Genomic DNA, 23712 nt, shown 5'->3' on the forward strand with positions numbered 1-23712 from the left:
CAATACTGACACCGGAGTGGCTTTAACTAAACGTAAAACTTAGTCATAATGCCCCGCAGATGCCCCATCAACGAAAAAAGGTAGACTACATTGGCTCAATACGTTTATTCGATGCACCGTGTCGGCAAAATTGTGCCGCCGAAGCGTCATATACTGAAAGATATCTCTCTGAGTTTCTTCCCGGGCGCCAAAATCGGTGTTCTCGGCCTGAATGGTGCCGGTAAATCAACCCTGCTGCGCATCATGGCAGGTGTGGATACCGATATTGAGGGCGAAGCACGTCCGCAGCCCGGCCTGAACATCGGCTATCTGCCGCAGGAACCGAAACTGAATCCGGAACACACTGTCCGTGAAGCGGTTGAAGAAGCGGTTGCGGAAGTGAAAAATGCCCTGACCCGTCTGGATGAAGTGTACGCGCTGTACGCCGATCCGGATGCGGATTTTGACAAACTCGCCAAAGAGCAGGGTGAGCTGGAAGCGATTATCCAGTCTCATGACGGTCATAATCTGGATAACCAGCTGGAACGTGCGGCAGATGCCCTGCGTTTACCGGCCTGGGATGCCAAAATCGGTAATCTGTCCGGGGGTGAGCGCCGCCGTGTGGCTATCTGCCGCCTGCTGCTGGAAAAACCGGATATGCTGCTGCTCGACGAACCGACCAACCACCTGGATGCGGAATCTGTCGCCTGGCTGGAACGCTTCCTGCACGACTACGAAGGTACCGTTGTGGCAATCACCCACGACCGTTACTTCCTTGATAACGTCGCCGGCTGGATCCTCGAACTTGACCGCGGTGAAGGTATTCCGTGGGAAGGAAACTACTCCAGCTGGCTGGAGCAGAAAGATGCCCGTCTGGCACAGGAAGCGTCTTCTGAAGCTGCCCGCCGCAAGTCTATCGAGAAAGAGCTGGAGTGGATCCGTCAGAATCCGAAGGGTCGTCAATCCAAAGGCAAGGCCCGTCTGGCCCGCTTTGAGGAACTGAACAGCGTCGAGTACCAGAAACGTAATGAGACCAACGAACTCTTTATTCCGCCTGGCCCGCGTCTGGGTGACAAAGTTCTGGAAGTGGAAAACCTGACCAAATCCTATGATGGCCGTACCCTGATCGATAACCTGAGTTTCTCGCTGCCGAAAGGGGCGATTGTCGGGATTATCGGGCCGAACGGCGCGGGTAAATCCACCCTGTTCCGTATGATCAGCGGCAAAGAACAGCCGGATTCCGGTACTATCACTCTCGGTGATACCGTGACTATCGCGTCTGTTGATCAGTTCCGTGATGCCATGGATGATAAGAAAACCGTCTGGGAAGAAGTGTCCGGCGGGCAGGATATCATGCGTATCGGCACCACTGAGATCCCGAGCCGTGCTTATGTCGGACGCTTTAACTTCAAAGGCGTTGACCAGGGCAAACGTGTCGGTGAGTTATCCGGTGGTGAGCGCGGCCGTCTGCATCTGGCCAAACTGCTGCAGGTCGGCGGCAACATGCTGCTGCTCGATGAACCAACCAACGACCTGGATATCGAAACCCTGCGTGCACTGGAAAACGCCCTGCTGGAATTCCCGGGCTGCGCTATGGTCATTTCCCATGACCGCTGGTTCCTTGACCGTATCGCCACCCATATCATCGACTATCAGGATGAGGGCAAAGTGGAGTTCTTCGAAGGTAACTTCAGTGAATATGAAGATTACAAGAAACGGACTCTCGGCGAGGCCGCACTGGAGCCGCACCGCATCAAGTACAAACGTATGACCAAATAGGCCATATAACGGAAAATGCCGCGTGGTGAGGGACCGCGCGGCATTTTTTGGTTGGATGGATAAAAGAGTGTCTTTTGTTACGGGTATTACATTGAACCTGGTACTTAAGGTACAACCGAAGCTGACTTACTACTTCATACTTACCGCTTTCATAACACTTAAAACTGATAAATAAATCAATCAGTTAACACCATCAGTAAAGGGATCCTTTACTCTTCATCTTTCCTCCCTTTGTTGCCCTGAATTCTGTCGGACGCTGTGTGTTGTCCTTGTTCTTTCAGTATAGAAGAGAAAAATAATTTCTCACGGAAATTACCTGATTATTTTTCGATTCTCACAACATTCTTTATTTTTGCTGATCCCCGTCACGAATTTCAGGGGTATCCAGCATCAGCAGACGCTGAACCAGCTCGACGCACTCGAGAAAACGGGTGTCGTAATCCGCCGATGTCACATGGACAAACTTAATACCGTTTTCCCGCAGCATATCGATCAGCAGGTCCTGAAACGCTTTGCGGTCATTGTCACTGCCGAGGCTGCGCAGTCCGTCAGCCACCCACGGCGTGTTATTTTCCAGCAGGATCACCAGGTCAAAGCGGTACTCCGCAATCAGTGCCTGCACAAACGGATGCTCTTTACCCTCATACCGTTTGCAGAAAGCCTGGGTCGTGACAAAATCCGTATCCACAAACGCAACTTTATTGGCATATTTTACTGCAAAATCAATATACTGAGCATGACCCAGCGCGATTTTGTCATAGTCGGAATATTGCAGCGCCATTTCATCACCGCCCAGGTGGGAAAACACATAATCGCGTCCGTATTCCCAGGCACTGGTGGTATTGAACATATTCGCCAGTTTATTAACGAGGGTGGATTTTCCGCTGGATTCCCCGCCGAGCACCGCCACAGTGCGCACAAAGAAGGGTTTGACCTCTGTCGGAATATAGTCCCAGTAGCGGAACGGCGCCTGACGGATCTGCCGCCCGCTGATATTCATAAAGGTACGTTCCGGGTCGATAAGCACTGTTTCAATGCCGAACGATTCACGGTAACGCGGCACATCCGCTTTTTCGCCTGAATAGATAAAATCCGGCGTGATCCCTTTTTCCCGCATAAACTGACACACACCCTGACTCCAGTGTTCCCAGCCGTGCGGATACGGATCATAAGCGTGCTCATCAAATGAGTGAATGCGGATATTTTTCTGATACTTAAAGGTTTGCAGAAGCCAGCGCAGGCGATCACTGACGGTCGGCTGCTGAGACATTGAACTGTTGATAAACAACGCCTTATCACGCGGTTCGTCGTGACAGAGGATCACATGCAGCTCATCCACCTGGCTGCACGCCCTCTGGATCAGGTAAATATGGCCGGTGTGCAGCGGGTAAAATTTCCCGAACACCACCCCGGTAATTTTCTGCTTCAGCGGGTAATCGAGCCCCAGCGCACTGTGCAGCCCGGCCAGCTTCTGGCCGCCGGGACTTTTGATTTTGTTGTTAATCAGCTGGCTGAGATACCCTTTGGTCACCCCGCACTGATCCGCCAGTTGCTGGAGTGTGACACCCGCCTGTTTAATGGCTTGTTTCAGATAGGAAAAATCGGTCATTCTCTGCCTCACTTATTCCAGTTCATCCAGCACAGACAGGGCATCCGACAGTTTTTTCACCCCGAACACCTGCATACCCGGTGGCGGGTTTTTCGGGCGGTTGGCATTCGGCACAATCGCCCGTTTAAAACCGTGTTTGGCCGCTTCCGAGATCCGCTCCTGGCCGCTCGGCACCGGACGGATCTCCCCCGCCAGCCCGACTTCACCGAAGATCACCACATCACGCGGGATCGGCCGGTCACGGAAACTGGAGACCAGCGAGAGCAGCAGCGCCAGATCCGCACTGGTTTCGGTGACTTTCACCCCGCCGACCACGTTGACGAACACATCCTGATCCGACATCTGCAATCCGCCGTGACGATGCAGTACCGCCAGCAGGATAGCCAGCCGGTTCTGCTCCAGCCCGACCGCCACACGGCGCGGATTCGACATCATGGAGTGATCCACCAGCGCCTGGATTTCCACCAGCAGCGGACGTGTGCCTTCCCAGACCACCATCACCGAACTGCCGGACGTGATTTCATCCCCGCGGCTCAGGAAAATGGCGGACGGGTTGCTCACCTCGCGCAGCCCCTGCTCCGTCATGGCAAACACACCCAGCTCATTCACCGCACCAAAGCGGTTTTTATGGCTGCGCAGTGTGCGGAAACGGGAATCGGCCTCGCCGTCGAGCATGACCGAGCAGTCAATACAGTGCTCGAGTACCTTCGGTCCTGCCAGAGAGCCGTCTTTGGTGACGTGGCCGACCATAATGATCGCCACACCCCGGGTTTTGGCAAAGCGGGTCAGATAGGCAGCTGTTTCGCGTACCTGTGCCACACTGCCCGGCGAAGACTGAATATCCGCCATGTGCATCACCTGGATGGAGTCAATCACCATCAGCTTCGGCTGTTCCTGCTCTGCGATCAGGCAAATCTGCTCAATCGCCGTTTCCGACAGCATATTGAGATTGTCCATCGGCAGCCCGAGGCGGTGCGCCCGCATCGCCACCTGCTGTAAGGATTCCTCCCCCGTGACATACAGGGTTTTCATCTGTGCGGCGAGCTGGCACATGGTCTGTAACAGCAGGGTACTTTTCCCGGCGCCCGGGTTACCGCCGATCAGAATGGCACTGCCCGGTACCACGCCGCCGCCCAGCACACGGTCAAATTCTTTGAAACCGGTGGAGAAACGCGGCAGTTCCTCAAGACTGATTTCCGACAGCTTCTGTACTTTGCTGACACCGCTCTGCCCCGCATAGCCGCTGAGGCGATCATTGCGTGCCGCAGACGATGAGACAGAAGCCAGCCGGACTTCCGTGATGGTATTCCACGCCTGACACGCGGTGCACTGCCCCTGCCAGCGGGGATAATCCGCCCCGCACTCGTTACAGACAAAGGCGCGTTTTGCTGGTTTTGCCACTCGTGACCCCGTAATAACTGATAAATTAACGTTCTTCGTGTTTCAGACCACCACTGAGGGTGCACATCACCCCCATCAGGTCGGCATGGCGGATAGCCACTTTTGCCCGTGCATACACTTTCGGTTTGGCGTGGAAGGCAATGCCGAGACCGGCTTTTTTCAGCATTTTCAGGTCATTGGCACCATCACCGATCGCCACGGTCTGCTCTAAAGGAATATTGAGAAATTCCGCCAGTTTCACCAGCGCCTGCGCTTTGTATTTGGCATCCACCACCGGACCTTTGACTTTGCCGGTCAGTTTGCCGTCTTTGATTTCCAGCTGATTGGCATAGACGGCAATCAGGCGCAGAGAATCTTTTAAATGATTGGCGTAGAAAGTAAATCCGCCGGAAGCAATCGCGACATGCCAGTCCATCGCCTGGAGTTTACGCACCAGGCTGGTCAGCCCCGGCATCAGCGGCAGCGTATCCAGCACCTGCTGTAAAATGGCGGCATCCGCCCCGGCCAGCAGGCCGACACGCGCTTTCAGGCTTTCGCTGAAATCCAGTTCGCCCTGCATCGCTCTTTCCGTCACCTCCGCGACTTCATCACCGACGCCGGCTAATCTGGCGATTTCATCGATACATTCGATTTGGATCGCAGTGGAATCCATATCCATCATCAGTAATCCGGGGGAGCGCAGTTTCGGGATATTACCCAGCGGCACGACATCCATCTGAAACTCATCTGCCACCCGCTTGATGCGCCCGGTCAGACTGCCCGCAATCCGCACCACCTGATAATCATCGATCCGCCATGACGAGACCACCACAATTGCCGCCCCCAGCCGGTGCTGGAAATCGCTGATCCGCGCCTTATCCAGCCCGCGTCCGTACAGCAGCCAGCCGCTGTCACCCGCCCGGTAGTCCAGCGGCATTACTTCATCACCGCTCAGGGAAAGAGGAAGGCCCGGCCACTTATGGATTTCATTCGGCAAATAACAGTAGGTCAGACTCGTCGACATCAACAGATACTCCTATAATCCCTGATAATATTCATGATGGTAGCAGATAAAAATTTCCGCTTCTGGCAATATGGTGGCGACAACGGAAAAACGGATAAACAATGGCCAAAACGAAGTTAACATTCCGGCTGCATAAAACAGCCATTATTCTGATTTGTCTCGCCCTGATGGTGTGTCTGTTACAGGGTGTGTCTTATTTCAGCCGCGTCCACCAGCAGTCGTCAATGGATCAGTTTAATGAACTGGCCTATTCGCTGGCACAACAGGTGGCGTTTAACCTTTCCGATGCTATAGACGATAACGGGAAAGTGCTCAATAAGAAACAAATTACGGCAAATTTAGCGCAGCTGACCACCAACAGCCGCATTCTCGATGCCACAGTATATCAGGATGACGGGGTACAGATAGCCGGCAGCGGCGAGAGTATCACTGTCCGCGACCGCCTGGCGCTGGACGGGCAAAAAGCCGGCAGTTATTTTAATCATCAGATTGTCGCCGCCATCCCGGGAAAAAAAGGTCCGAAAGGCTTTCTGCGCCTGACCATCGATACCCACCGTCTGGCCACAGAATCCACCCAGGTGGATAACACCACCAACCTGCTGCGGGTGATGTTACTTCTCGCTCTCGGTATCGGCTTTGTGCTCGCCAATAACCTGCTGCAGCTGACCCCGAGCCGCTGGCAGCAATCCCTGTATCTGCTGACCGCCAATCTGAAAAATGAAGATGAAAAGCCGGGGAAGAAAACGGAAGAGAAAGAAAAAGGGGAATAATTTCCCCTTTTTTTACCGGTGCTGCAACACCTGCCAGGTCAGCAGGCCGAGCCAGGTCATCAGCAGGGAGCTGAGTACATGCAGGGCGATTTCTGCCATACCGTGGTGGATGCGCCCGGCCTGGAAAGCCTGCACAATCTCGAGTGAAAAAGTCGAGAATGTCGATAACGCGCCGCAGAAACCGGTGACAATAAACAGCCGCCATTCCGCCGGAAGTGTCGGGTGAGAAGAGAAAAACGCCACCGCCAGCCCGATAATATAACCGGCAATAATATTAGCGAGATACGTCCCCAGCGGCATCATTGCCAGCACCGGGTTGAATTTATTACTCAACACCCAGCGGCCGAGGCCGCCGAGTACTGATCCTGCGGAAATGCTGAGGATCACATTTAACATAGAAAAACCTTACGTCATTTTTGTTTCAATATTTCTGTGTTTATGCGCATTTCTTTAAAATGTCAATCTGAACCAGCCCGCACACTTCATCCAGCAGCTTGATTACTTCCACACTCATCCCGACCATCATGGCATCCGCCGAGTTACTTTCCGGCTGTGCATTGATCTTCTGATGCAGCTCATGTGTGCTGGCACGCAGTGCCTGGAGCTTATCCATGGTGTCATCGTCTTTCCCCTGCACAAAGATATCAGAGAGCAGTTTCATGATCTCACTGTTGCTTTTCTGCAACTGCACAATGTAGGGATTTTCGGTGTTCAGCGCATGAGCGAAGTAGTTTTTACTGAAGGTATCGGTCAGCAGTTCCAGTATCGCCACCAGCCGCCGGATGCGCCCGTGAATGGCCGTAAAGGTGGCAGCCGGAACATGGGTTTCTTTGACAGCCGGTGCAATGTAGGTATTACAGGTCAGCAGTGTGGATAACGTGTCTTTCAGCTGATTATCCCATCGCTCCGGGTCGGTACTGCTCAGTTTCATGATGTGCTCATCATATAATCTGGCAATATCGCGCAAAATAGTGCTGATATTCATCCGCCAGAACACAAACCCTTTCAGCGGCAGAATCGCCGAGAACACCAGTGCCAGAATCGAGCCGCCCACCGTCTGCGCCGAACGGATCAGCGCAGAGTCCATATCCCCGACCGGTGCGGTGGCAACGATACTGATGGTCATCCCGATCAGCATCCCGACATACATGTTTTTACCCAGCGCGATCAAGCCGCAGACAAACATCGCAATAGTCGCCAGCGCCAGCATCAGCGGGAAAGAGTGGGTTTCCGTGTACAGCAGCAACATCCCGATCAGTGAGCCGATAACAGTACCAAGGGTGCGCTGCATCGAGCGGATCAGCACATTTCCCCAGTACGGCATCGGCATCAGGATAGAGATAAGTGTCATAATGATATAATCGAGCTTATCGCTGTGTAATTCCCGGAACACCAGAAACGTCAGTGTAAATGCCAGCGCAATGCGGATGCCGTGCAGCTGTTTAAACCGGGAATAGAAAAATGACTGAGCCCGGGAGATCCCGTGGCTCAGATTTATTTTTTTTTTCTTTATGCTTCACAACCGGCCCTGCTTATGGCGCTTTGGCTAATAAGATGTCAGCCATAACGCTGTTATTGATGCTTTCACCGCACAGCATTTTCATCAGCACTTCACTGCCGAGCTGTGACAGGGAGAAGGTCATATCCGCATGCAGCAGGCGCATTTTGTCGCGGTTCTCTTCCTGATTCACCACAGTCACGGTTTTCACGCCTTCACCGGCCAGCTGTTTCACCGCCAGCAGCGCAAAGGTGTTATCCGCATCATTATCACTGATAGCCATCACACAGCGGGCATCTTTGACATTAGCTTCATTCAGGGTCACGGCATCCGCACTGTCACCGGCCACGGTCACGGTGCCGTCAGGGAAGTGCTTTTTGTCCTCATCAGAACAGATCACCACCACCTGCAAACCGCGTTTTTTCAGTCCTTTATAGATATTGACCGCCAGCGGATTCGCGCCGATAACAACATAATGCTCTTTCATGTGTAACAACCTCTTTTTGACAATCTCGCGTGTGCCGCGCAGGACGACACCCACAATGTACACAATGGATGTGGTGAAAATCGTGATACCGAACACCACCACCGTCAGGGTAAACATCCGCGCTTCCACGCTGATCGGGATGATGTCCCCGAAACCGACCGTGGTCATACAGACCAGGGCAAAGTAGAAGGCCGCTGAGATATCCGTGACATGCGGCTGGAACTCATTGCCGAGATACAGGGTGCCGAAGACGGAATAGACCACCAGCAGGATAATACTGCTGACCGCCACCACGCCGGCACTGGTCAGGCTGTGATGCGGGAACTGCCGCCACAGGCAGCCGGACGCAATCAGCAGCGCCAGCGAGAATAACCCCTGCAGTGAGTATTCCCGGGCCAGCCCCAGATCCATCAGTACCATCGTGAGCAGGATAAACAGGGAGAACAGCCAGGCGATGCGTGCGCCGGTCAGCATCAGCAGCGCCAGCAGTGCCAGCAGTAACCCCAGCATAAAGCGGGGAATATCCAGCAGTTTTATAAACCCGAGCGACTGTAACCACGCGGTGAAACCGCCGTCCTGCCAGGCAATATCTCCGGTATAGGAAAACAGAACCGGCGACAGGATCATCACCCCGTCAATAAACAGCAGCACCGACAGGATCACCCGCAGACTCAGTAATTTATGTAACCCTGTCTTCAGTAGATTACTCTGCATATTTCTCCCCTTTTACTGACGGTGTTCCGGCATGATGTCCTGATTCGGCACCAGGAACAGCCAGGAGGCCAGAACAAACGGCATGGTCAGTGTCGGAATGCCGAACGGCGAGACCACCACATCCAGCGCGCCCTGGACAAACACCGTAAAAATCACACCCACAACGGTATACACCAGCACTTTGAAACTCGGTTTATTAAATGTGGAACCCAGCGCGATCGCAGTTAACACGGCGCTGAATGAATACAGCCCGGTATGCACACTACCGAAGTCTGCTTTCAGGAAAGATGCCACACCAAAAGCCAGCAGTGAGCCAAAGACCGCAAAGACCGCCGCCCACACAGAACTGACTGCCAGACCGATCACAAACAGGATCCCCACGGTAATGCTGCTCAGCAGAAAGACCTCTGACACACCACGAAAAATATCCGGGATCAGATCGGAATACGGGATCCCGGCGATCGGTGCCACATACTGATCCGGCAGTGCCGGCCCCGGCAGACTGACGCCTTTGATACCGAAGAAACTGTAACTGGCCAGCAGGATAGTCCAGGTCACCAGCACGAAAGGCGCGGTCAGCGCAGCAACTTTCCAGTTTTTCAGGAAATCGGTCAGTGAGATGGTGGCGATCACCGCCACGATACTGCCGAGCACAATGGCCGCCCACATAAACGGTGTGTTATCCAGGAAGGTCGGCAACGCCACACCGACCAGACAGCCGTTATAGCCGTACAGCCCGGCACGCAGTGAGGTGACATCCATTTTGCTGACATACGCCGTCAGCGTGGACACCACGGTACCGAGCAGACAGCCCCAGCCGACCGCCGGAATACCTTCACTGTATGCACCGGTAAAAATAGCGGCGAAAAAGAACAGCCCGGTCAGCGGGTTGTTCTGAAACATCACCTGCGCACAACCACGCAGCGTGATATCAATAAAATGTATGACAGGATTGGATCCGGCCAGTTTATTCCAGCCGTTCTGACTGACTGTTGAAGTTGCCATCGTCTTTCCCCTGAAGGTAAACCGGACAAAGGGACTGATTATGCTGATAATAACCAGTCCCCTGAGTAACCACCGGTGTCATCCTGCAGCGCATCAGCGCCACAGGAACGGTTTCTGCAATGTGATGCCGAGGATCTCTTCCCGGGCGATTTGCCAGAAATAACGGACAGCCTCTTTGGTTTTCGGGCTGTCGATTCCCAGCACTTTGAAGACCAGACCGCACTCGTTCGGCAACTGCGTCGCCCCGAATGCAACCTCTTCATCCGTGTCATAACGGGCTTCCAGACGCTCCAGGATACGGGCATGATGCTCTTTCGGTGTCAGTAAAATCACGTTACCGAAAACATCAAAACCCCCCATCACGCCGACCACATTCAGTGCTTCTTTTTTCGGTTCCAGAATGTATTTTTCAACAAATAATTCTTTTCCCTCATTGTCCTGCGCCCGGATCTTTGAGGAAAAAATATCAAACCCGAACTGTTCGTCCGGATGGTGATATTTCCGCCCCGACATCAGGATCTCGGAGTAGATCACGGTTGCTGTCGGATCAACCGTGATCTGAGTGTCCGTTAAAAAACGGGCATTACGGTGCGGGATAATCGGATCCGGCATAAACTCCAGATAACCGCCGGCTTCCACCACCACATTCTGGTACTGCGTGGCGTAGTTCGCCTCCATCATGTGGATTTTGGTGGCGGACTGTGTGGTGACGTGGGCGCACGCCCCCTCTTCCACAATCAGATCCAGCGCCTGGCGGTCGCCCTGTAACAGGCAGCCGGAGGTGGAAATCATAGTGACACACGGCATCTGCGGCATCATTTCATCCCAGTACAGCGCGCGCTGCACCAGGGAAGGTACGCGGCGCTCCATTTCCACCATTTCACTGCGGTATTCCCGTTTGGCAAACCGCAGTTTCAGATAGCCGCTTTTCCCGATGGCACCACTTTGCATCTGCTTTGGCTCATCCTGGTAAGGCGCCATTTCCGGCGCCTTTTCCCCTAAGAGATGAGCCCGGAGGCGCGTAGGCGTCCCCGCAATCTCAGCCCTCAGTTGTGTCATGCTTTCGCTCCCGGGATCTGATGGGTGAACAGGAATTTATCCATGATCATATCCACCAGCTCCACCACGCCTTCGCCGGTTTTGCAGTTGGTCATGACATACGGACGGTTGCCGCGCACCACTTTGGTGTCACTTTCCATCACTTCCAGGCTGGCACCAACATACGGTGCGAGGTCGATTTTGTTGATGACCAGGATATCCGCCTGCACCAGGCCCGGGCCGTTTTTACGCGGGATTTTTTCCCCTTCCGCCACATCGATAACATAGATGTAGAAGTCAGCGAGTGCCGGGCTGAAGGTCAGCGTCAGGTTATCGCCGCCGCTTTCAATCATGATGACGTCGCTGTCCGGGAAACGCTCTTCCATATCTTCCACGGCTGCAATGTTCATACTCGGGTCTTCGCGTACGGCAGTGTGCGGGCAGGCACCGGTTTCAACGCCGAGGATTTTCTCTTCGTCGAGGATCCCTTTCAGGGTGCGTTTGACCTGCTTCGCATCTTCGGTGGTCACGATGTCATTGGTGATGATTAACGGCTTGATCCCGCGTTCGATCAGGATCGGGGTGATCACTTCAATAATCGCCGTTTTACCTGAACCAACAGGGCCGCCGATGCCGATCCGTGTCATTTTTTTCATCAATATACTCCCGGAAAATAAGTCAGCCGCCTGTCAGTTCATAAACAGGCGGACAAAAGATTTGGTATGAACTGCCGCAAGGACGTCGATCACCGGCACATAGGAAGACATCTGTTCAATGTCGCCGCAGGCTGCAATATCGCAGAAGGTTTCAATGTCGTTGTTCAGCTCAAATAAAATGTGCTGTGTTTCAAAGTGCGTGATCCGCATCAGGCGCATGGCGGCGCTGAGGATCGTCATTGCGATCCCGTACTGATGCATAACCACCACTTCGCGTTCGCCGATACCCTGTACCGCCATCACAATAGCCTGAGTGACAGGCTGGGTGCCCGGGGTGTCCCCGCTTTTAATCTGTGCCAGCCACCATGCCACGAGCGGATCGTCAAAAATATGGACAGAAATTTCCGCCAGTTTTTTCCCCATCCGCGTTGCCATCAGGCGGGCTTCTTCATTCAGTTTGCGGTTATTCACCGCCCGGTCGACCCGCAGAATGGCGTCGTTATCACCGGCAAGCACTGCGCGGTGTGCCGCGACAACAGCAATACCGTCACCGCTCGCCGCCTGTTTCAGCGCGGTGCGGACAAAGCCTTTCAGGGTTTCGGCATCATGTACCACACCCGTCTGAATCGCCGATTCCACACCGTTTGAGAAAGTAAAGGCGCCGACGGGAAGTGCCGAATCACCAAACTGCATGATCCGGATAAGATCAGCCGCTTTCATCACACGTTCTCCCGTTCCGGTCTGTCAGTGTTTGTGGTCATGGTCGTGATCGTGGTGATGATCATGACTGTGGCCGTGGTCGTGACTGTGGTCATGATCATGGCTGTGCCCGTGATCGTGGCCGTGTGAATGTGAGTGCCCGTGGTTATGTGCCACATGCACGTGAGTATCTGTCTCTTCCGCGCCGCCGAACAGCAGACGGGATTCTGAGTTGGTCAGGATCGGCAGAATGGTTTCGCCTTTGACGAAGGCAAACGTATCATTGCCGAAGCCGTGGGTGCGCATCACCGATTCCATCACTTTTTCACTGACGGTCAGCGGGACATACACCTTGTTTTCTTTGATAACGGCTTTCCAGTGCTGGTTACCGAGCGCATGGCCCAGTTCAAAACTGATGCGGATCTGCTCTTCCGGCGTGCTGCCCTGAAGACGTTTAAGATCAACAACCATGACATCACGCAGATCGATCTGGACAACAACCATCGTATTGGTGGCGTCGTCGGTGTGGATCACATCTCCGTCAGACAACAGCACGTTGCGATCCAGCGCGATCCCGATATCCAGCCCGTTTTGGGTGTGTTTACGGCAGCGGCTTTTCTGGGCTTCACGCTGATCGAGGATCAGCATATCCACCGTCATTTCGTTCGCTTTATCAGCCCACGCCTGATCTTTTCTGACGTTGCCGAGAATGTGCTCAATGAGGATCATGGAATTACCTTTTTGTTATGCCCGGCGGGCAGAACAACACCCGCCGGGGAAGTCAATCAGCCGAAGAAATAACGCTGGTTCATCGCCGCCACCGAGATTGGCTGGCAGGTCGCATGTTCCCCGTTAACTTTCACCGCGAAGGTTTCCGGATCCACTTCGATATCCGGGGTTTCGCCGTTACGGACCAGGTCGCGTTTGGTAGTGGTGCGCATGCCCTGAACCGCGACAACTTCGCGCTCCAGACCCGCTTTCTCTTTCACGCCATCTTCCAGTGCTGCCTGGGAAACGAAAGTCACACAGGTATCCTGCAGGGTTTTACCCATCGCACCAAACATCGGACGATAGAAGACCGGCTGCGGAGTCGGCAGGGAGGCGTTAGGGTCACCCATCGCTGCCCAGTTGATCATGCCGCCTTTGATAACCAGTTTTGGTTTCGCGCCGAAGAAACGCGGATCCCACAGGACCAGGTCCGCCATTTTGCCGACTTCGACTGAGCCGAGCACATGGCTGATACCCTGGGCAATCGCCGGGTTGATGGTGATTTTTGCCACGTAACGCAGAACACGGAAGTTATCGTTACCCGCCGCATCTTCCGGCAGCTTGCCGCGTGCCGCTTTCATCGCGTTAGCGGTCTGGATCACACGCAGCCAGTTCTCACCGACACGGCCCATCGCCTGGGAGTCACTGGAGAACATGGAGATAGCACCCATATCATGCAGTACGTTTTCCGCTGCGATGGTTTCCGGACGCACGCGGCTTTCCGCGAAGGAAACGTCAGCCGGGACATTCGGGTTCAGGTTGTGACATACCATGATCATGTCGAACAGTTCTGCCTGGCTGTTGATGCCGTACGGCAGTGTCGGGTTAGTGGAGCTCGGCAGCACGTTCGGCTGGCTGACCACTTTGATGATGTCCGGCGCATGACCACCGCCCGCACCTTCGGTGTGGTAAGTATGGATAGTACGGCCTTCAAAGGCTTCGATGGTATCTTCCACATACCCGCCTTCGTTCAGACTGTCAGTATGTACCGCAACCTGGATATCATAATCATCTGCCACACGCAGGGCATGACGGATGGCGTTGGAGGTTGCACCCCAGTCTTCGTGGACTTTCAGACCGGCAACACCGGCAATGATCTGTTCAACCAGCGGATCGCGGGCAAAAGAGTTACCTTTCCCGAGCATACCGACGTTAACCGGTAAACCTTCCAGTGAACGCAGCATCGCGCGGATGTTCCACGGACCGGCGGTAACCGTTGTCCCGTTGGTGCCGTCTGTCGGCCCGATACCGCCGCCGAAGAAGGTGGTGACACCGTTGGACAGCGCCGCATAAGCCTGCTGTGGTGAGATCAGGTGAATGTGGGTATCGATACCCGCCGCTGTCAGGATCAGATGCTCACCGGAGATAGCATCGGTGGCCACACCGGCGACCATTCCCGGGGTGATACCGTCCTGCAGGTTCGGGTTACCGCTCTTGCCGATACCGACAATTTTACCGTCCTTCACACCCACGTCCGCTTTGATGACGCCTAATTTGGCATCCAGGATAGTGACGTTGGTGATAACCAGGTCGAGCACGCCGTTGTCGCTGGTCAGCGTGTTGTTCGCGCCCATCCCGTCACGGAGGGATTTCCCGCCGCCGTAAACAGATTCTTCGCCGTAACCGCGTAAGTCTTTTTCAATTTCGATATAGAGATCGGTATCACCAAGACGGATTTTGTCTCCGGTGGTCGGCCCGAACAGGCCGCAATATTCTTGTCTGGAAATCTGTGGCATAACGTGTTCCTTATTTCGTTCAGGATGCCTGTGCATCACTGCCGGAAAATCGTGTCAGGACGGAGAATTACTTCTTCGCTTCTGCTTTATGGCTGAAACCGCGGGCAATTGCCTCGTTCAGTGCAATCGCTTTTGCCGGACGTTCGCTGGTGGCCACATTATTACCGGCCCAGCCGTCCACCAGGTTGTTAAACCCGTAAACTGTCTGTTTGCCGCCGTAAGGAATAAGAGAAACTTCAGTTTCATCACCCGGCTCAAAACGGATTGCGGTGGTGGATGAAATATTCAGGCGTTTGCCGTAAGCCGCTTCGCGATCAAATTCCAGGGCATGGTTCACTTCAAAGAAATGAAAATGCGAACCGACCTGAATCGGGCGATCCCCGGTGTTACGGACTTTAATTTTGGTTTCCGGCTTACCGGTATTAAATTCAATCGGGGTATCCGCAAAAATGACTCCGCCTAACGGCGTGGGTTGTTTTGTATTGCTCATAATCAGAACCTCACCTTTTTGCTGTACGTTTATTTGATTGGGTTATGAACCGTCACCAGACGGCTGCCGTCTGTGAAAATCGCCTCAACCTGCACATTCGGGATTAAATCATCCACCCCTTCCATCACGTCGGCTTTGGTCAGTACGGTGGCAGCTTCTTTCATCACATCTTCCACTGTTTTGCCGTCACGGGCGCCTTCCAGTGCTGTCACGGTAATAATCGCGACCGCTTCCGGGTAATTCAGTTTTACCCCTCTGTCGCGACGTCGCTGCGCGACATCCGCCAGGGTATATACCATCAGCTTTTCAACTTCTCTCGGGGTTAATTGCATAACGCCTCCACAATTGAATGAAAACAGAGTCATCAGACAGCAATCCGGATATCAGTATTCCGGGATACCGTGATTTCAGTTTTTATTTCAGTGACGCATCCGCTGAATGCAGACACAATCCGCCACTGACCGCCGGACATGCGCAGGCGCACACCCGGAAATACTAAAGCGTGAAAAATGTAAGCTGTTAATCAGCCATAAAAAAAATAAATCATGCACCGCTGTTCTCCTGATAAGAAAACGAGGTTCAGATCCCTTTCAGACTATGCGGAGTTTCCGTTACCGCATATAAATGAATTAATATCCGCTACTGTGTTTAAATATAAAATAAATAACCCTGCTGATTTTCAGCAAATAAATAAAAAATACTCATATACGGACGAATTAAAGCGGATTATCACCTGTATTCATCCGTCATTCTTATTACCGCCTCATCCCGGTATATTTCCGCCCCGCCAGAAAACGGTGTTCCGGCAGTGCGTCCCACAGTGACTGCAGCCACGGGCTACCTTCCCCGTTCAGTAATGCCTGCGATGTCAGTGTTTCCTGTAAAACCCCGTGACGCAGCACGGCAATCCGGTCAGCAAAGCGGGCGGCCATCGCCAGATCATGCGTGACCCACAACACACCGCGCCCGTCCGCACACAGCACTTTCAGATGCGCGAGTATCTGCCCCGCATGTTCGTCATCCAGCCAGGACGTAATTTCATCCGCCAGAATATACTGCGCCCCGGTCAGCGTTGCGCCGCAGGTCAGCACCCGTTTTGCCATCCCGCCGGAGAGCCGGTTCGGAAACGCATCCGTCAGCTCAGGCCGGAGGTTATAACGTTGCAGCTGGCGCGCCACGTCGTGCATCTTCACATGCATACCGCTGAGTGTGGCCGCGCGTTCCAGCTGCGGGCCGACCCGCACCAGCGGATTCAGCGCACTCACCCCCTGCGGTACGTAACACAGGGTGTTGCCGCGGTGCAGTTGTTTACTCTCTTCCGTCAGGGTTTCCCCCGCCAGCGAGATAGCACCCCGGCAGCGCATATTATCCGGCAGCAGTCCCAGCGCACTCTGCAGAAGCAGACTTTTGCCTTCCCCGCTGCTGCCGACCAGCGCCACCAGCTCACCGGGCTGAACTGCCAGGGAGATATCTGTCAGCAGCGGCTGCCAGCGTTTTTTCCGCAGCCAGCTGAACTGTGCGACATCAATGGCAAGCCGGTCAAATTTCAGCATTATGCGATCCTCAGCCAGAGCTGTTGTAAGGCTTTCGCAAACTGATCAAACAGTAACACCAGTCCGACCAGCACCAGTCCCGGGAAAAATGCCAGCCACCAGGCACCGGTACTGAGATAGCGCAGTGCATCTGACAGCAGGATCCCCAGTGATGCCTCATGCGGCGCAAGCCCGAAGCCCAGAAAACTGAGCGCCGCACTGTGCAGTACCGAATGCGGGAACATCAGCAGTGTGCCGACAATCCACTGCGGTAATAACATTGGCAGATAATGATGACGCCAGCAATACAATCGCGAATTTCCCATGCGTTGTGCCAGCATCACATAATCCGTTTCCCGCACCCGCAGAATTTCCGAGCGCAGGATCAGCGTCAGTTTCGGCCAGTGTGTCAGGGCTATCGCCCAGATCACGCCGGATTTTCCGCCGCCCAGGGTGAAACAGATTAAAATCAGCAGCAGCAGATGCGGCAGCGCCAGCAGTGCATCAATCACCCCGCGCACCAGATAATCTGTTCCTTTGTTAACCGTTGATAACCCGGCCATTGTCAGCGCCACCAGCCCGCTGGTCAGGGCGGAAATCAGTCCGATCTGCAGACTGGTTGCCATGCCCTGAAAAGTGCGATCCCACAGATCACGCCCCAGGCTGTCAGTGCCGAACCAGTGCGTGACAGACGGTGCCTGCCGCCGCGCCAGGAAATCCATATCAATATCAGTGTGTGTGATCCATATGGCATAGACGCCCAGCAGGATCAGCATCAGTAATGTGCCCGTCAGTTTTAACAGCGCACGGTTCGGGTTATACGTCATGATTCGCGGATCACTCCCTGATTCACGCGGCGCAGTAAAATATCCGCCGTGCTGTTACCGATAAAAATCAGGATCGCGCAAAACATCACAATACCCATCAGCAGCGGGATATCCCCCCGCAGCCCCGCGTCTATCGTCGCCTGTCCCAGTCCGGGATAGGCGAACACTTTCTCCGCCAGCAGTGAACCGCTCAGCAGTTCCCCCACAGAGGCAAACTGTAAACAGAGTGCCGGGGTAATGGCGTGACGCAGCACATGAAATTTAATCATCGGCCAGCCTTTATCCCCCTGCGCTTTCGCATAACGGATAAATTCGGTCCCCATCACTTCCGCCACTTTTGCCCGTGTGTGCAGGGCAATGTTACCGACACCGAGTAAGCCCAGCGCCAGCACCGGCAGAATCAGGTGATGAATTTTCTGCCCGAAGGTTGCTGTATCCGCATCCTCGCCCATCGGCCAGGCACAGCAGATTGGTGCCCAGTTCAGGGTGACCGCAAACAGCGACAGCAGCAGCAACCCTATCCAGAACGTCGGTATCGAAGCCAGCAGATACGACAGTGCCGAAATAATTTTGTCCGGCCAGCGGTTCAGATAACGCCCGGCCACCAGCCCCAGCAGCAGCCCGGCAATGCCCGAAAGCAGCCAGGCGCTGATAAGGAGTGCCAGTGACGGCCCGAGCCGCGCCGAAATCACCTCTGACACCGGCGCGTTATACAGCATAGAGTAACCGAGATCGCCCCGCAGCATCTGTGAGAACCAGATCCAGAACCGCTGCCACAGCGGCTGATCCAGTCCCCAGCGGGCGGCAATCGCCGGATACTGCTCCGGCGGCACATGCAGCAGATCATTTCCGATATAGGCTCTGATCGGGTCAATTGGCGAATAGCTCAGGAGGATAAATACCCCCGCCGCCGTGACCGTCAGCAGACAAACAAACCGCACGAAAAGGAGCAGGGCACTGCGCATTATTTACAGGTCCAGGCCCAGTCATCCACACTGTTGAGCAGTGACCATGACCCGTGGATCTCCGGTGCCCCCTTGCCCAAATCAACACAATCACTCACCACATAGGTATGCTGTACATTCAGCAGCCACGCCCAGGCGGCATCCCCTTTAATCCCGGTACCGGTTTTGCCGTTCCAGTCCACCTGCTGCCAGACAGGAATGGCGGCTTCCTGATCCGGCGCACTCATGGCTTTCTCAAGAATGGCATCCACCTGCGGATTTTTGTAATAGCCCGGGTTGTAGAATTCCACACCCGCCGCTTTGCTGCTGTAGTGATGGACTAACTCCATCGGATCCAGGCTGCCCCAGCCGAACAGCGTCGGGTTGGCGTGCATATGGCGTTCGACGGTTTCCCAGCTGCCGGACTGTAAATCCAGTTCAATGCCGATTGGTTTCAGGAAGGCGCGGATAGCCTGTGCCAGGTCACGGCGGGTGGTATCCCCGCTGGTGTACCACAGCGTCAGTTTGGCGACTTTGCCGTCTTTCTCACGCAGCCCGTCTTTATTGAGTTTCCAGCCGGCTTCTTCCAGAATCTGTTTTGCTTTTTCCGCATCACCATCTTTAAAGGCGGCTTCCGGGTTGTTCCACGGCAGGCCGTGAACACCGGTAAAGGCCGGTACGGCGTACCCTTCCATCACCTGCTCAGACAGCAGTTTGCGGTCAATCGCATAGTTGATGGCTTTACGGATGGCAACATCAGAGGTGATATCGTTACCGATCGGGTAACCCTGTGCATCTTTTTCACCGGCTTTCGGGATAGGGAAAACAATACCGCGGTTTTCCACGCTGGCGCGTTCCACCAGTTTCATCCCTTTGACATCACCGGCAGTTGCGGCAATCACCGGCGGAATGCGGACAACCTCAAGCTGGCGGCTCTGTGCGGCAGCAAAGGCGGCATCCTCATCCAGGAAGACAAACACCAGCTTGTTAAAGTCATTTTTCGGCCCGGCGTAGTACGGGTTAGCCTCAACAATCAGCTGCTGGCCCGGCTGGAAAGCTACCAGGCGGTACGGCCCGGCACCCACCGGTTTTTGGGCATACTGTCTGGCATCATATTTATCGGCGGATACAATGCCGAGAGAGCCGAGCACGTTGATAAACGTACTCTGAGGTTCGGACAGGGTGATTTTCACTGTCAGCGGATCAATTTCCTCTGCTTTGGCAAAGTTACCCATATCGATTTTACCGCCGCCGGCGGCCGCATTGTTATAGGTGAACGCCACATCTTTGGCGGTCAGCGGGGAGCCGTCAGAGAATTTCAGGTCTTTTTTCAGCTTCAGTGTCCACTCTTTGCCGTCGGCATTGTGGTCGTAGCTGTCCAGCAGGTAGCTGTGCCAGGAAAGATCGGCCTTTTGTTTGAGCAGCGGGCTGTGCAGTAACAGATAACTGCCGTGGCTCCAGCCGAGCATCGGGTCAAACCCTTCTGTCGGTTCTGCGCCGATGGCCAGCCGCAATGTATGACCGGTATTTTCTGCCGCAGCCAGCGCTGAAGCACTGATTGCTGTACCTAACAGCAGAGAGACGAGTGTTCTTGCAAAAACTGACTTTTTAGTCATTACTTGTCCTTACCTAACTAAAATTTACAATGTTTAATTTTGAGTTAATCCGGCGTTACGCAAAATCACCTATAAAAAATTAATCTACCAAAGAAAACAGAGTTTATACCACTAAAATCACGTCCGAAAATGATGCATATTAATGAATCGTGGTAAAAATCGGATTTCTCATATATTAAATTCTTTTATTCAATCCTGCTGCTGAATAATAACATCATTACATATTTCTCTGATAATTTCAGAATGAAATATTTTGTAACAACCTACCCGTAAACAGACTAAAAATGATTATTTGCCAAAGCATTATGATGTTTACACACGGGCTCGCAGGTGATGTTATCAGCATGACAGTTACACATTTCTTAACAGCTTAACACACTCTTTTTGATTATAACGGTTGAATTCTCTTTAGTATTATATATTAATAATATTAATTATTTTCTTTCGGAAAATATAATCATAACACGTCATCACAGGATTTTATCCAGGTCTGAACCCGCTTTACTGCGCCTGTTGCAATATGAGTAACTGAAACTCATTCAGATAAATTAAGAAAACCACAGAAAAACCGAAATATTAAGCAGAGAAAAGATAACAAGGGAAACAAAAATGCGGAAAATACAGACAATTCCTGGTAATAAAAACGTAACTTCGGGAATTGTCTGCTGGTTACAGGTAAAAACCGATGGGAGTGACTATCTCAATATGACCGTTTCTGCCGCGTTCCTGTGGCGGCAGCGGGAAAGGTGATGCCCGTTGTACGGTGGCAAGCGCTTCTTTATCGAGCAGTTTTGTGCCGGATGAATTAACCAGCTCCGCAGAGACAACATTTCCCTGCATGTTCAGAGTCACTTTCACATGAGAAACGCCGGTGGATTTATAGCGCAGCAGTGCGCGCGGATAGCGTTTATATTTCGCCAGATGCGAATGTACCGAGCTTTCCCAGCCGGTACTGCCGCTGACCGGCTGCGGTGCATGGCTGGTAAAATCCGCACGGCTCGCGGAACTGTCGCCCTGACGCGGCGCGGAAGTGCTTTCTGCCAGTACCGGAGACGGATTATCCGTTTCCGGCATTTTGATCTCTGTTACCGGTTTTTTGTCCGCTTTTTTCTTTGGTTTTTCCGCTTTCCGTGTCCAGGTGCCCTGGTCAGAAACCGCCAGTTTATCGACAGCAGACTCCCGCTCCGGCTCAGCCACCGGCTGTGGTGCCGGTTGTGACATCACCTGTCTGACACCTTCCGCCTTTTCCGGCGGTGCACTTTCCAGCTGATAAACTCCCGGCATCAGTACAAACGCCGGGGGCAGCATGCCTTTCGGCTCATCCGCTGAAAAACCCAGCCAGCCCAGAAACAGTGCCAGCAGCAGCGCGTGAGCACCCACACTGGCAGCTGTGCCGCCGACTGAATATCGCCTGTTCTGATAACAGGCCGCAGCCACATTCAACATCACTCAACTCACTTTTTTAATCGTTATTCACGTATTTCAATTTGTAAAATTACAGGCATAATGATAACGCAAATGATATTGCTTTTTATTATTAAATAATAATTCAAATAACAACAATGAGATTTTTTGGATTTTTCTAAGCAATGCGTAATGACTCCTTCAATTACGATGACTTCGATACACACCAGAAAAATGACGACTGAAAAATCGGTAAGCAGGCTTATCGCCGGAGCTTATCACTCAACCTACCATCAGCTTGTCCGCTTCTTCCATAAGCGGCTGGGCAACAGTCAGGATGCACGGGATTTGTCGCAGGATGTGTTTGCCCGCTGGCTCAAAGGCGGCAACGAGACATCTGTGCAGGAAACCCGCGCGTTCCTGTTTAAGATCGCCAACAATGTGCTGACCGACCACTGGCGTCACAGCCAGCGGAAGGGCCGAGACCGAGTCAGTGAATGGGATGATTCACTGACAGAGAAAGTGGCACAGGCACATGCCGATCCTCAGGTACAGCTCGAACACCGGCAGCGGCTGGACAGGCTGTATCAGGTGCTGAATGAACTGCCGCCCCGTCAGCGGGAAGCCTTTGTGCTTTACCGGTTTGACGGACTTTCGCAAAGTGACATTGCCGAACGGATGGATATTTCTGTCAGTATGGTGGAAAAGCATATTGCCCGTGCCCTGCTGCAATGTAAACGCGCCATGAATGCCGCAGAGCAGAAGGACGGGGAATGACAGACCGGCGGGAGCAGGACGAACGGGAAGACGCCGCCGCACTGTGGTTTACGCGCTGGCACAGCCAGAGCATGACGGCACAGCAGCAGCGGGAATTACAGGCATGGCTGGCGGCTTCCCCGGAAAACCGGCAGGCGTTTGATGATATGGCGCTGCTGTGGCGGGAGATGTCGGCCCTGCCGCGCCCGGAAATCACAGAGCAGGCACCCGCCCGGGCTTTTCCGCTTCTGCGCCCGCTGCGCCATACCCTCGCCGGACTGTTTATCCTGGTGATGCTGTTTCTGCCCTACAGCCAGTTACCCGCCCTGCTGATGGATAACCTGACGCTCGCCACCGCCGCGGAAAGCAAATCCATGATCCTGCCGGACGGCAGCCGCATTTTTCTCAGCCGTGACAGCGAAGCGGATATTACCTATGAACAGACACACCGCCGTATTTCCCTGGTGCGCGGTACCGCCTTTTTTCAGGTGAAATCCAACCCGTGGCGGCCGTTTGTTATCCGCGCGGACGGCAGAGAGATAACGGTTGTCGGCACGGAATTTGATGTCAGCCGCCGGGGAACGGAAGTGGCAGTCTCTGTGGCAAACGGGATTGTCGCCCTGCGGGATGCGCCGGATGAAAAACCGGTGTATCTGCGTGCCGGGGATAAAGCTGTCAGCCCCGCGCAGGGCGCTGCACTGCTGCTCAGCCATATCCCGCCGGAACAGGCCGGGGAGTGGCGCAACGGACAGATCACCCTCACCGATACCCCGCTGCGTGATGTTGTTGACCGCCTCGCACCTTACAGCAACCACCCCGTCTCACTTGCCGCGAATGCGGCGGATCTGACCGTCTCCGGCCGGGTCACCCTTTCCGAAACCGATGCCTTTTTCACGGCACTGCCGCTGCTGTTACCGGTTGAAGTCACCGAACTGCATGACGGCAGCCTGTTGATTGTGAAGAAAAATAAAAATAAATGAAAAAAAGAATAATTATCAGGT

Annotated in this window: 23 protein-coding genes; 4 read left to right on the plus strand and 19 right to left on the minus strand. The window is 53.7% G+C overall.

Annotated elements, in window-relative coordinates:
• Positions 1-90: 90 nt before the first annotated feature.
• A complete protein-coding gene (gene ettA / locus JL661_RS15880) occupies positions 91-1758 on the plus strand; it encodes an energy-dependent translational throttle protein EttA (protein WP_032099035.1) in 1668 nt (555 codons plus the stop codon).
• A 346-nt stretch (positions 1759-2104) separates the two neighbouring features.
• Here ettA and nadR read toward each other — a convergent pair whose 3' ends face one another.
• From nadR to serB, 3 genes are read right to left on the minus strand one after another with little or no spacing between them, the layout of a single operon-like run.
• Positions 2105-3367: a multifunctional transcriptional regulator/nicotinamide-nucleotide adenylyltransferase/ribosylnicotinamide kinase NadR gene (nadR, locus tag JL661_RS15885; RefSeq protein ID WP_004237101.1), complete on the minus strand. Its 1263-nt coding sequence runs from the start codon at positions 3365-3367 to the stop codon at positions 2105-2107.
• 12 nt (positions 3368-3379) lie between these two features.
• On the minus strand, positions 3380-4768 hold the full coding sequence (gene radA, locus JL661_RS15890; RefSeq protein WP_015422438.1) for a DNA repair protein RadA: 1389 nt from the start codon (positions 4766-4768) through the stop codon (positions 3380-3382).
• 25 nt (positions 4769-4793) lie between these two features.
• Positions 4794-5771: a phosphoserine phosphatase gene (serB, locus tag JL661_RS15895; RefSeq protein WP_004242106.1), complete on the minus strand. Its 978-nt coding sequence runs from the start codon at positions 5769-5771 to the stop codon at positions 4794-4796.
• A 101-nt stretch (positions 5772-5872) separates the two neighbouring features.
• On the opposite strand from serB, the gene JL661_RS15900 reads away from it, so the two are divergent.
• Positions 5873-6541 carry a YtjB family periplasmic protein gene (locus tag JL661_RS15900; protein ID WP_004237098.1) on the plus strand — a complete coding sequence of 223 codons (669 nt, stop codon included), beginning with the start codon at positions 5873-5875 and terminating at the stop codon, positions 6539-6541.
• A gap of 12 nt (positions 6542-6553) precedes the next feature.
• Here the strand turns inward: JL661_RS15900 and crcB are convergent, their stop codons facing one another.
• The 16 genes from crcB to JL661_RS15980 all read right to left on the minus strand — a co-directional run bounded on the left by crcB (position 6554) and on the right by JL661_RS15980 (position 21997).
• The gene (crcB, locus tag JL661_RS15905) at positions 6554-6937 is read right to left on the minus strand and encodes a fluoride efflux transporter CrcB (RefSeq protein WP_004237097.1); all 384 of its coding nucleotides are present in this window, start codon (positions 6935-6937) and stop codon (positions 6554-6556) included.
• A 40-nt stretch (positions 6938-6977) separates the two neighbouring features.
• A complete protein-coding gene (locus tag JL661_RS15910; RefSeq protein ID WP_004237095.1) occupies positions 6978-7892 on the minus strand; it encodes an FUSC family protein in 915 nt (304 codons plus the stop codon).
• 181 nt (positions 7893-8073) lie between these two features.
• Positions 8074-9240, minus strand: a complete 1167-nt coding sequence (locus JL661_RS15915; RefSeq protein ID WP_004242104.1) for an NAD-binding protein — start codon at positions 9238-9240, stop codon at positions 8074-8076.
• A gap of 12 nt (positions 9241-9252) precedes the next feature.
• Positions 9253-10245 carry an urea transporter gene (gene yut, locus JL661_RS15920; RefSeq protein WP_004242103.1) on the minus strand — a complete coding sequence of 331 codons (993 nt, stop codon included), beginning with the start codon at positions 10243-10245 and terminating at the stop codon, positions 9253-9255.
• A gap of 93 nt (positions 10246-10338) precedes the next feature.
• The gene (locus JL661_RS15925; protein WP_015422437.1) at positions 10339-11304 is read right to left on the minus strand and encodes an urease accessory protein UreD; all 966 of its coding nucleotides are present in this window, start codon (positions 11302-11304) and stop codon (positions 10339-10341) included.
• Positions 11301-11939 carry an urease accessory protein UreG gene (gene ureG / locus JL661_RS15930; RefSeq protein ID WP_036417900.1) on the minus strand — a complete coding sequence of 213 codons (639 nt, stop codon included), beginning with the start codon at positions 11937-11939 and terminating at the stop codon, positions 11301-11303. The genes JL661_RS15925 and ureG overlap by 4 nt, the downstream gene beginning before the upstream one ends.
• 33 nt (positions 11940-11972) lie before the next feature.
• Positions 11973-12659, minus strand: a complete 687-nt coding sequence (locus JL661_RS15935; protein WP_004237086.1) for an urease accessory protein UreF — start codon at positions 12657-12659, stop codon at positions 11973-11975.
• Between the two features lie 24 nt (positions 12660-12683).
• Entirely contained in the window at positions 12684-13367 is a 684-nt protein-coding gene (locus JL661_RS15940) for an urease accessory protein UreE (RefSeq protein WP_032099033.1), read from the minus strand.
• Between the two features lie 56 nt (positions 13368-13423).
• Positions 13424-15142, minus strand: coding sequence for an urease subunit alpha (locus tag JL661_RS15945; RefSeq protein WP_024475038.1), 1719 nt, complete (start codon positions 15140-15142; stop codon positions 13424-13426).
• Between the two features lie 67 nt (positions 15143-15209).
• Positions 15210-15632, minus strand: coding sequence for an urease subunit beta (locus JL661_RS15950; protein WP_004237083.1), 423 nt, complete (start codon positions 15630-15632; stop codon positions 15210-15212).
• Between the two features lie 29 nt (positions 15633-15661).
• Positions 15662-15964 (minus strand): urease subunit gamma, encoded by a 303-nt coding sequence (locus JL661_RS15955; RefSeq protein WP_004242097.1) that lies wholly within the window; start codon positions 15962-15964, stop codon positions 15662-15664.
• Between the two features lie 423 nt (positions 15965-16387).
• On the minus strand, positions 16388-17185 hold the full coding sequence (locus JL661_RS15960) for an ATP-binding cassette domain-containing protein (RefSeq protein WP_004242096.1): 798 nt from the start codon (positions 17183-17185) through the stop codon (positions 16388-16390).
• Positions 17185-17991 carry an ABC transporter permease gene (locus JL661_RS15965; protein WP_004237079.1) on the minus strand — a complete coding sequence of 269 codons (807 nt, stop codon included), beginning with the start codon at positions 17989-17991 and terminating at the stop codon, positions 17185-17187. Before JL661_RS15965 ends, JL661_RS15960 begins: the two co-directional genes overlap by 1 nt.
• Positions 17988-18956, minus strand: coding sequence for an ABC transporter permease (locus JL661_RS15970; RefSeq protein ID WP_004237078.1), 969 nt, complete (start codon positions 18954-18956; stop codon positions 17988-17990). The genes JL661_RS15965 and JL661_RS15970 overlap by 4 nt, the downstream gene beginning before the upstream one ends.
• Positions 18956-20551 (minus strand): ABC transporter substrate-binding protein, encoded by a 1596-nt coding sequence (locus JL661_RS15975; protein ID WP_004237077.1) that lies wholly within the window; start codon positions 20549-20551, stop codon positions 18956-18958. Before JL661_RS15975 ends, JL661_RS15970 begins: the two co-directional genes overlap by 1 nt.
• 669 nt (positions 20552-21220) lie before the next feature.
• Positions 21221-21997 carry an energy transducer TonB gene (locus JL661_RS15980; RefSeq protein ID WP_015422436.1) on the minus strand — a complete coding sequence of 259 codons (777 nt, stop codon included), beginning with the start codon at positions 21995-21997 and terminating at the stop codon, positions 21221-21223.
• 192 nt (positions 21998-22189) lie between these two features.
• Between JL661_RS15980 and JL661_RS15985 the strand changes: the two genes are divergently transcribed.
• Both JL661_RS15985 and JL661_RS15990 read left to right on the plus strand, forming a co-directional pair.
• Positions 22190-22732: an RNA polymerase sigma factor gene (locus tag JL661_RS15985; protein WP_036417906.1), complete on the plus strand. Its 543-nt coding sequence runs from the start codon at positions 22190-22192 to the stop codon at positions 22730-22732.
• Positions 22729-23691, plus strand: coding sequence for a FecR family protein (locus JL661_RS15990; RefSeq protein WP_004237073.1), 963 nt, complete (start codon positions 22729-22731; stop codon positions 23689-23691). Before JL661_RS15985 ends, JL661_RS15990 begins: the two co-directional genes overlap by 4 nt.
• Positions 23692-23712 lie beyond the last annotated feature (21 nt).

The sequence above is a fragment of the Morganella morganii genome, assembly GCF_019243775.1.
GTDB lineage: Bacteria > Pseudomonadota > Gammaproteobacteria > Enterobacterales > Enterobacteriaceae > Morganella > Morganella morganii.

Coding starts and splice junctions, on each gene's coding strand:
- JL661_RS15965 (WP_004237079.1), bottom strand. CDS start 17,991: ATGACGTATAACCCGAACCGTGCGCTGTTAAAACTGACGGGCACATTA.
- JL661_RS15970 (WP_004237078.1), bottom strand. CDS start 18,956: ATGCGCAGTGCCCTGCTCCTTTTCGTGCGGTTTGTTTGTCTGCTGACG.
- JL661_RS15950 (WP_004237083.1), bottom strand. CDS start 15,632: ATGAGCAATACAAAACAACCCACGCCGTTAGGCGGAGTCATTTTTGCG.
- JL661_RS15910 (WP_004237095.1), bottom strand. CDS start 7,892: ATGACACTTATCTCTATCCTGATGCCGATGCCGTACTGGGGAAATGTG.
- serB (WP_004242106.1), bottom strand. CDS start 5,771: ATGTCGACGAGTCTGACCTACTGTTATTTGCCGAATGAAATCCATAAG.
- JL661_RS15900 (WP_004237098.1), top strand. CDS start 5,873: ATGGCCAAAACGAAGTTAACATTCCGGCTGCATAAAACAGCCATTATT.
- JL661_RS15945 (WP_024475038.1), bottom strand. CDS start 15,142: ATGCCACAGATTTCCAGACAAGAATATTGCGGCCTGTTCGGGCCGACC.
- JL661_RS15925 (WP_015422437.1), bottom strand. CDS start 11,304: ATGACACAACTGAGGGCTGAGATTGCGGGGACGCCTACGCGCCTCCGG.
- JL661_RS15990 (WP_004237073.1), top strand. CDS start 22,729: ATGACAGACCGGCGGGAGCAGGACGAACGGGAAGACGCCGCCGCACTG.
- JL661_RS15915 (WP_004242104.1), bottom strand. CDS start 9,240: ATGCAGAGTAATCTACTGAAGACAGGGTTACATAAATTACTGAGTCTG.
- JL661_RS15980 (WP_015422436.1), bottom strand. CDS start 21,997: ATGTTGAATGTGGCTGCGGCCTGTTATCAGAACAGGCGATATTCAGTC.
- JL661_RS15975 (WP_004237077.1), bottom strand. CDS start 20,551: ATGACTAAAAAGTCAGTTTTTGCAAGAACACTCGTCTCTCTGCTGTTA.
- crcB (WP_004237097.1), bottom strand. CDS start 6,937: ATGTTAAATGTGATCCTCAGCATTTCCGCAGGATCAGTACTCGGCGGC.
- nadR (WP_004237101.1), bottom strand. CDS start 3,367: ATGACCGATTTTTCCTATCTGAAACAAGCCATTAAACAGGCGGGTGTC.
- JL661_RS15935 (WP_004237086.1), bottom strand. CDS start 12,659: ATGAAAGCGGCTGATCTTATCCGGATCATGCAGTTTGGTGATTCGGCA.
- JL661_RS15985 (WP_036417906.1), top strand. CDS start 22,190: ATGACGACTGAAAAATCGGTAAGCAGGCTTATCGCCGGAGCTTATCAC.
- JL661_RS15940 (WP_032099033.1), bottom strand. CDS start 13,367: ATGATCCTCATTGAGCACATTCTCGGCAACGTCAGAAAAGATCAGGCG.
- JL661_RS15955 (WP_004242097.1), bottom strand. CDS start 15,964: ATGCAATTAACCCCGAGAGAAGTTGAAAAGCTGATGGTATATACCCTG.
- JL661_RS15960 (WP_004242096.1), bottom strand. CDS start 17,185: ATGCTGAAATTTGACCGGCTTGCCATTGATGTCGCACAGTTCAGCTGG.
- yut (WP_004242103.1), bottom strand. CDS start 10,245: ATGGCAACTTCAACAGTCAGTCAGAACGGCTGGAATAAACTGGCCGGA.
- ureG (WP_036417900.1), bottom strand. CDS start 11,939: ATGAAAAAAATGACACGGATCGGCATCGGCGGCCCTGTTGGTTCAGGT.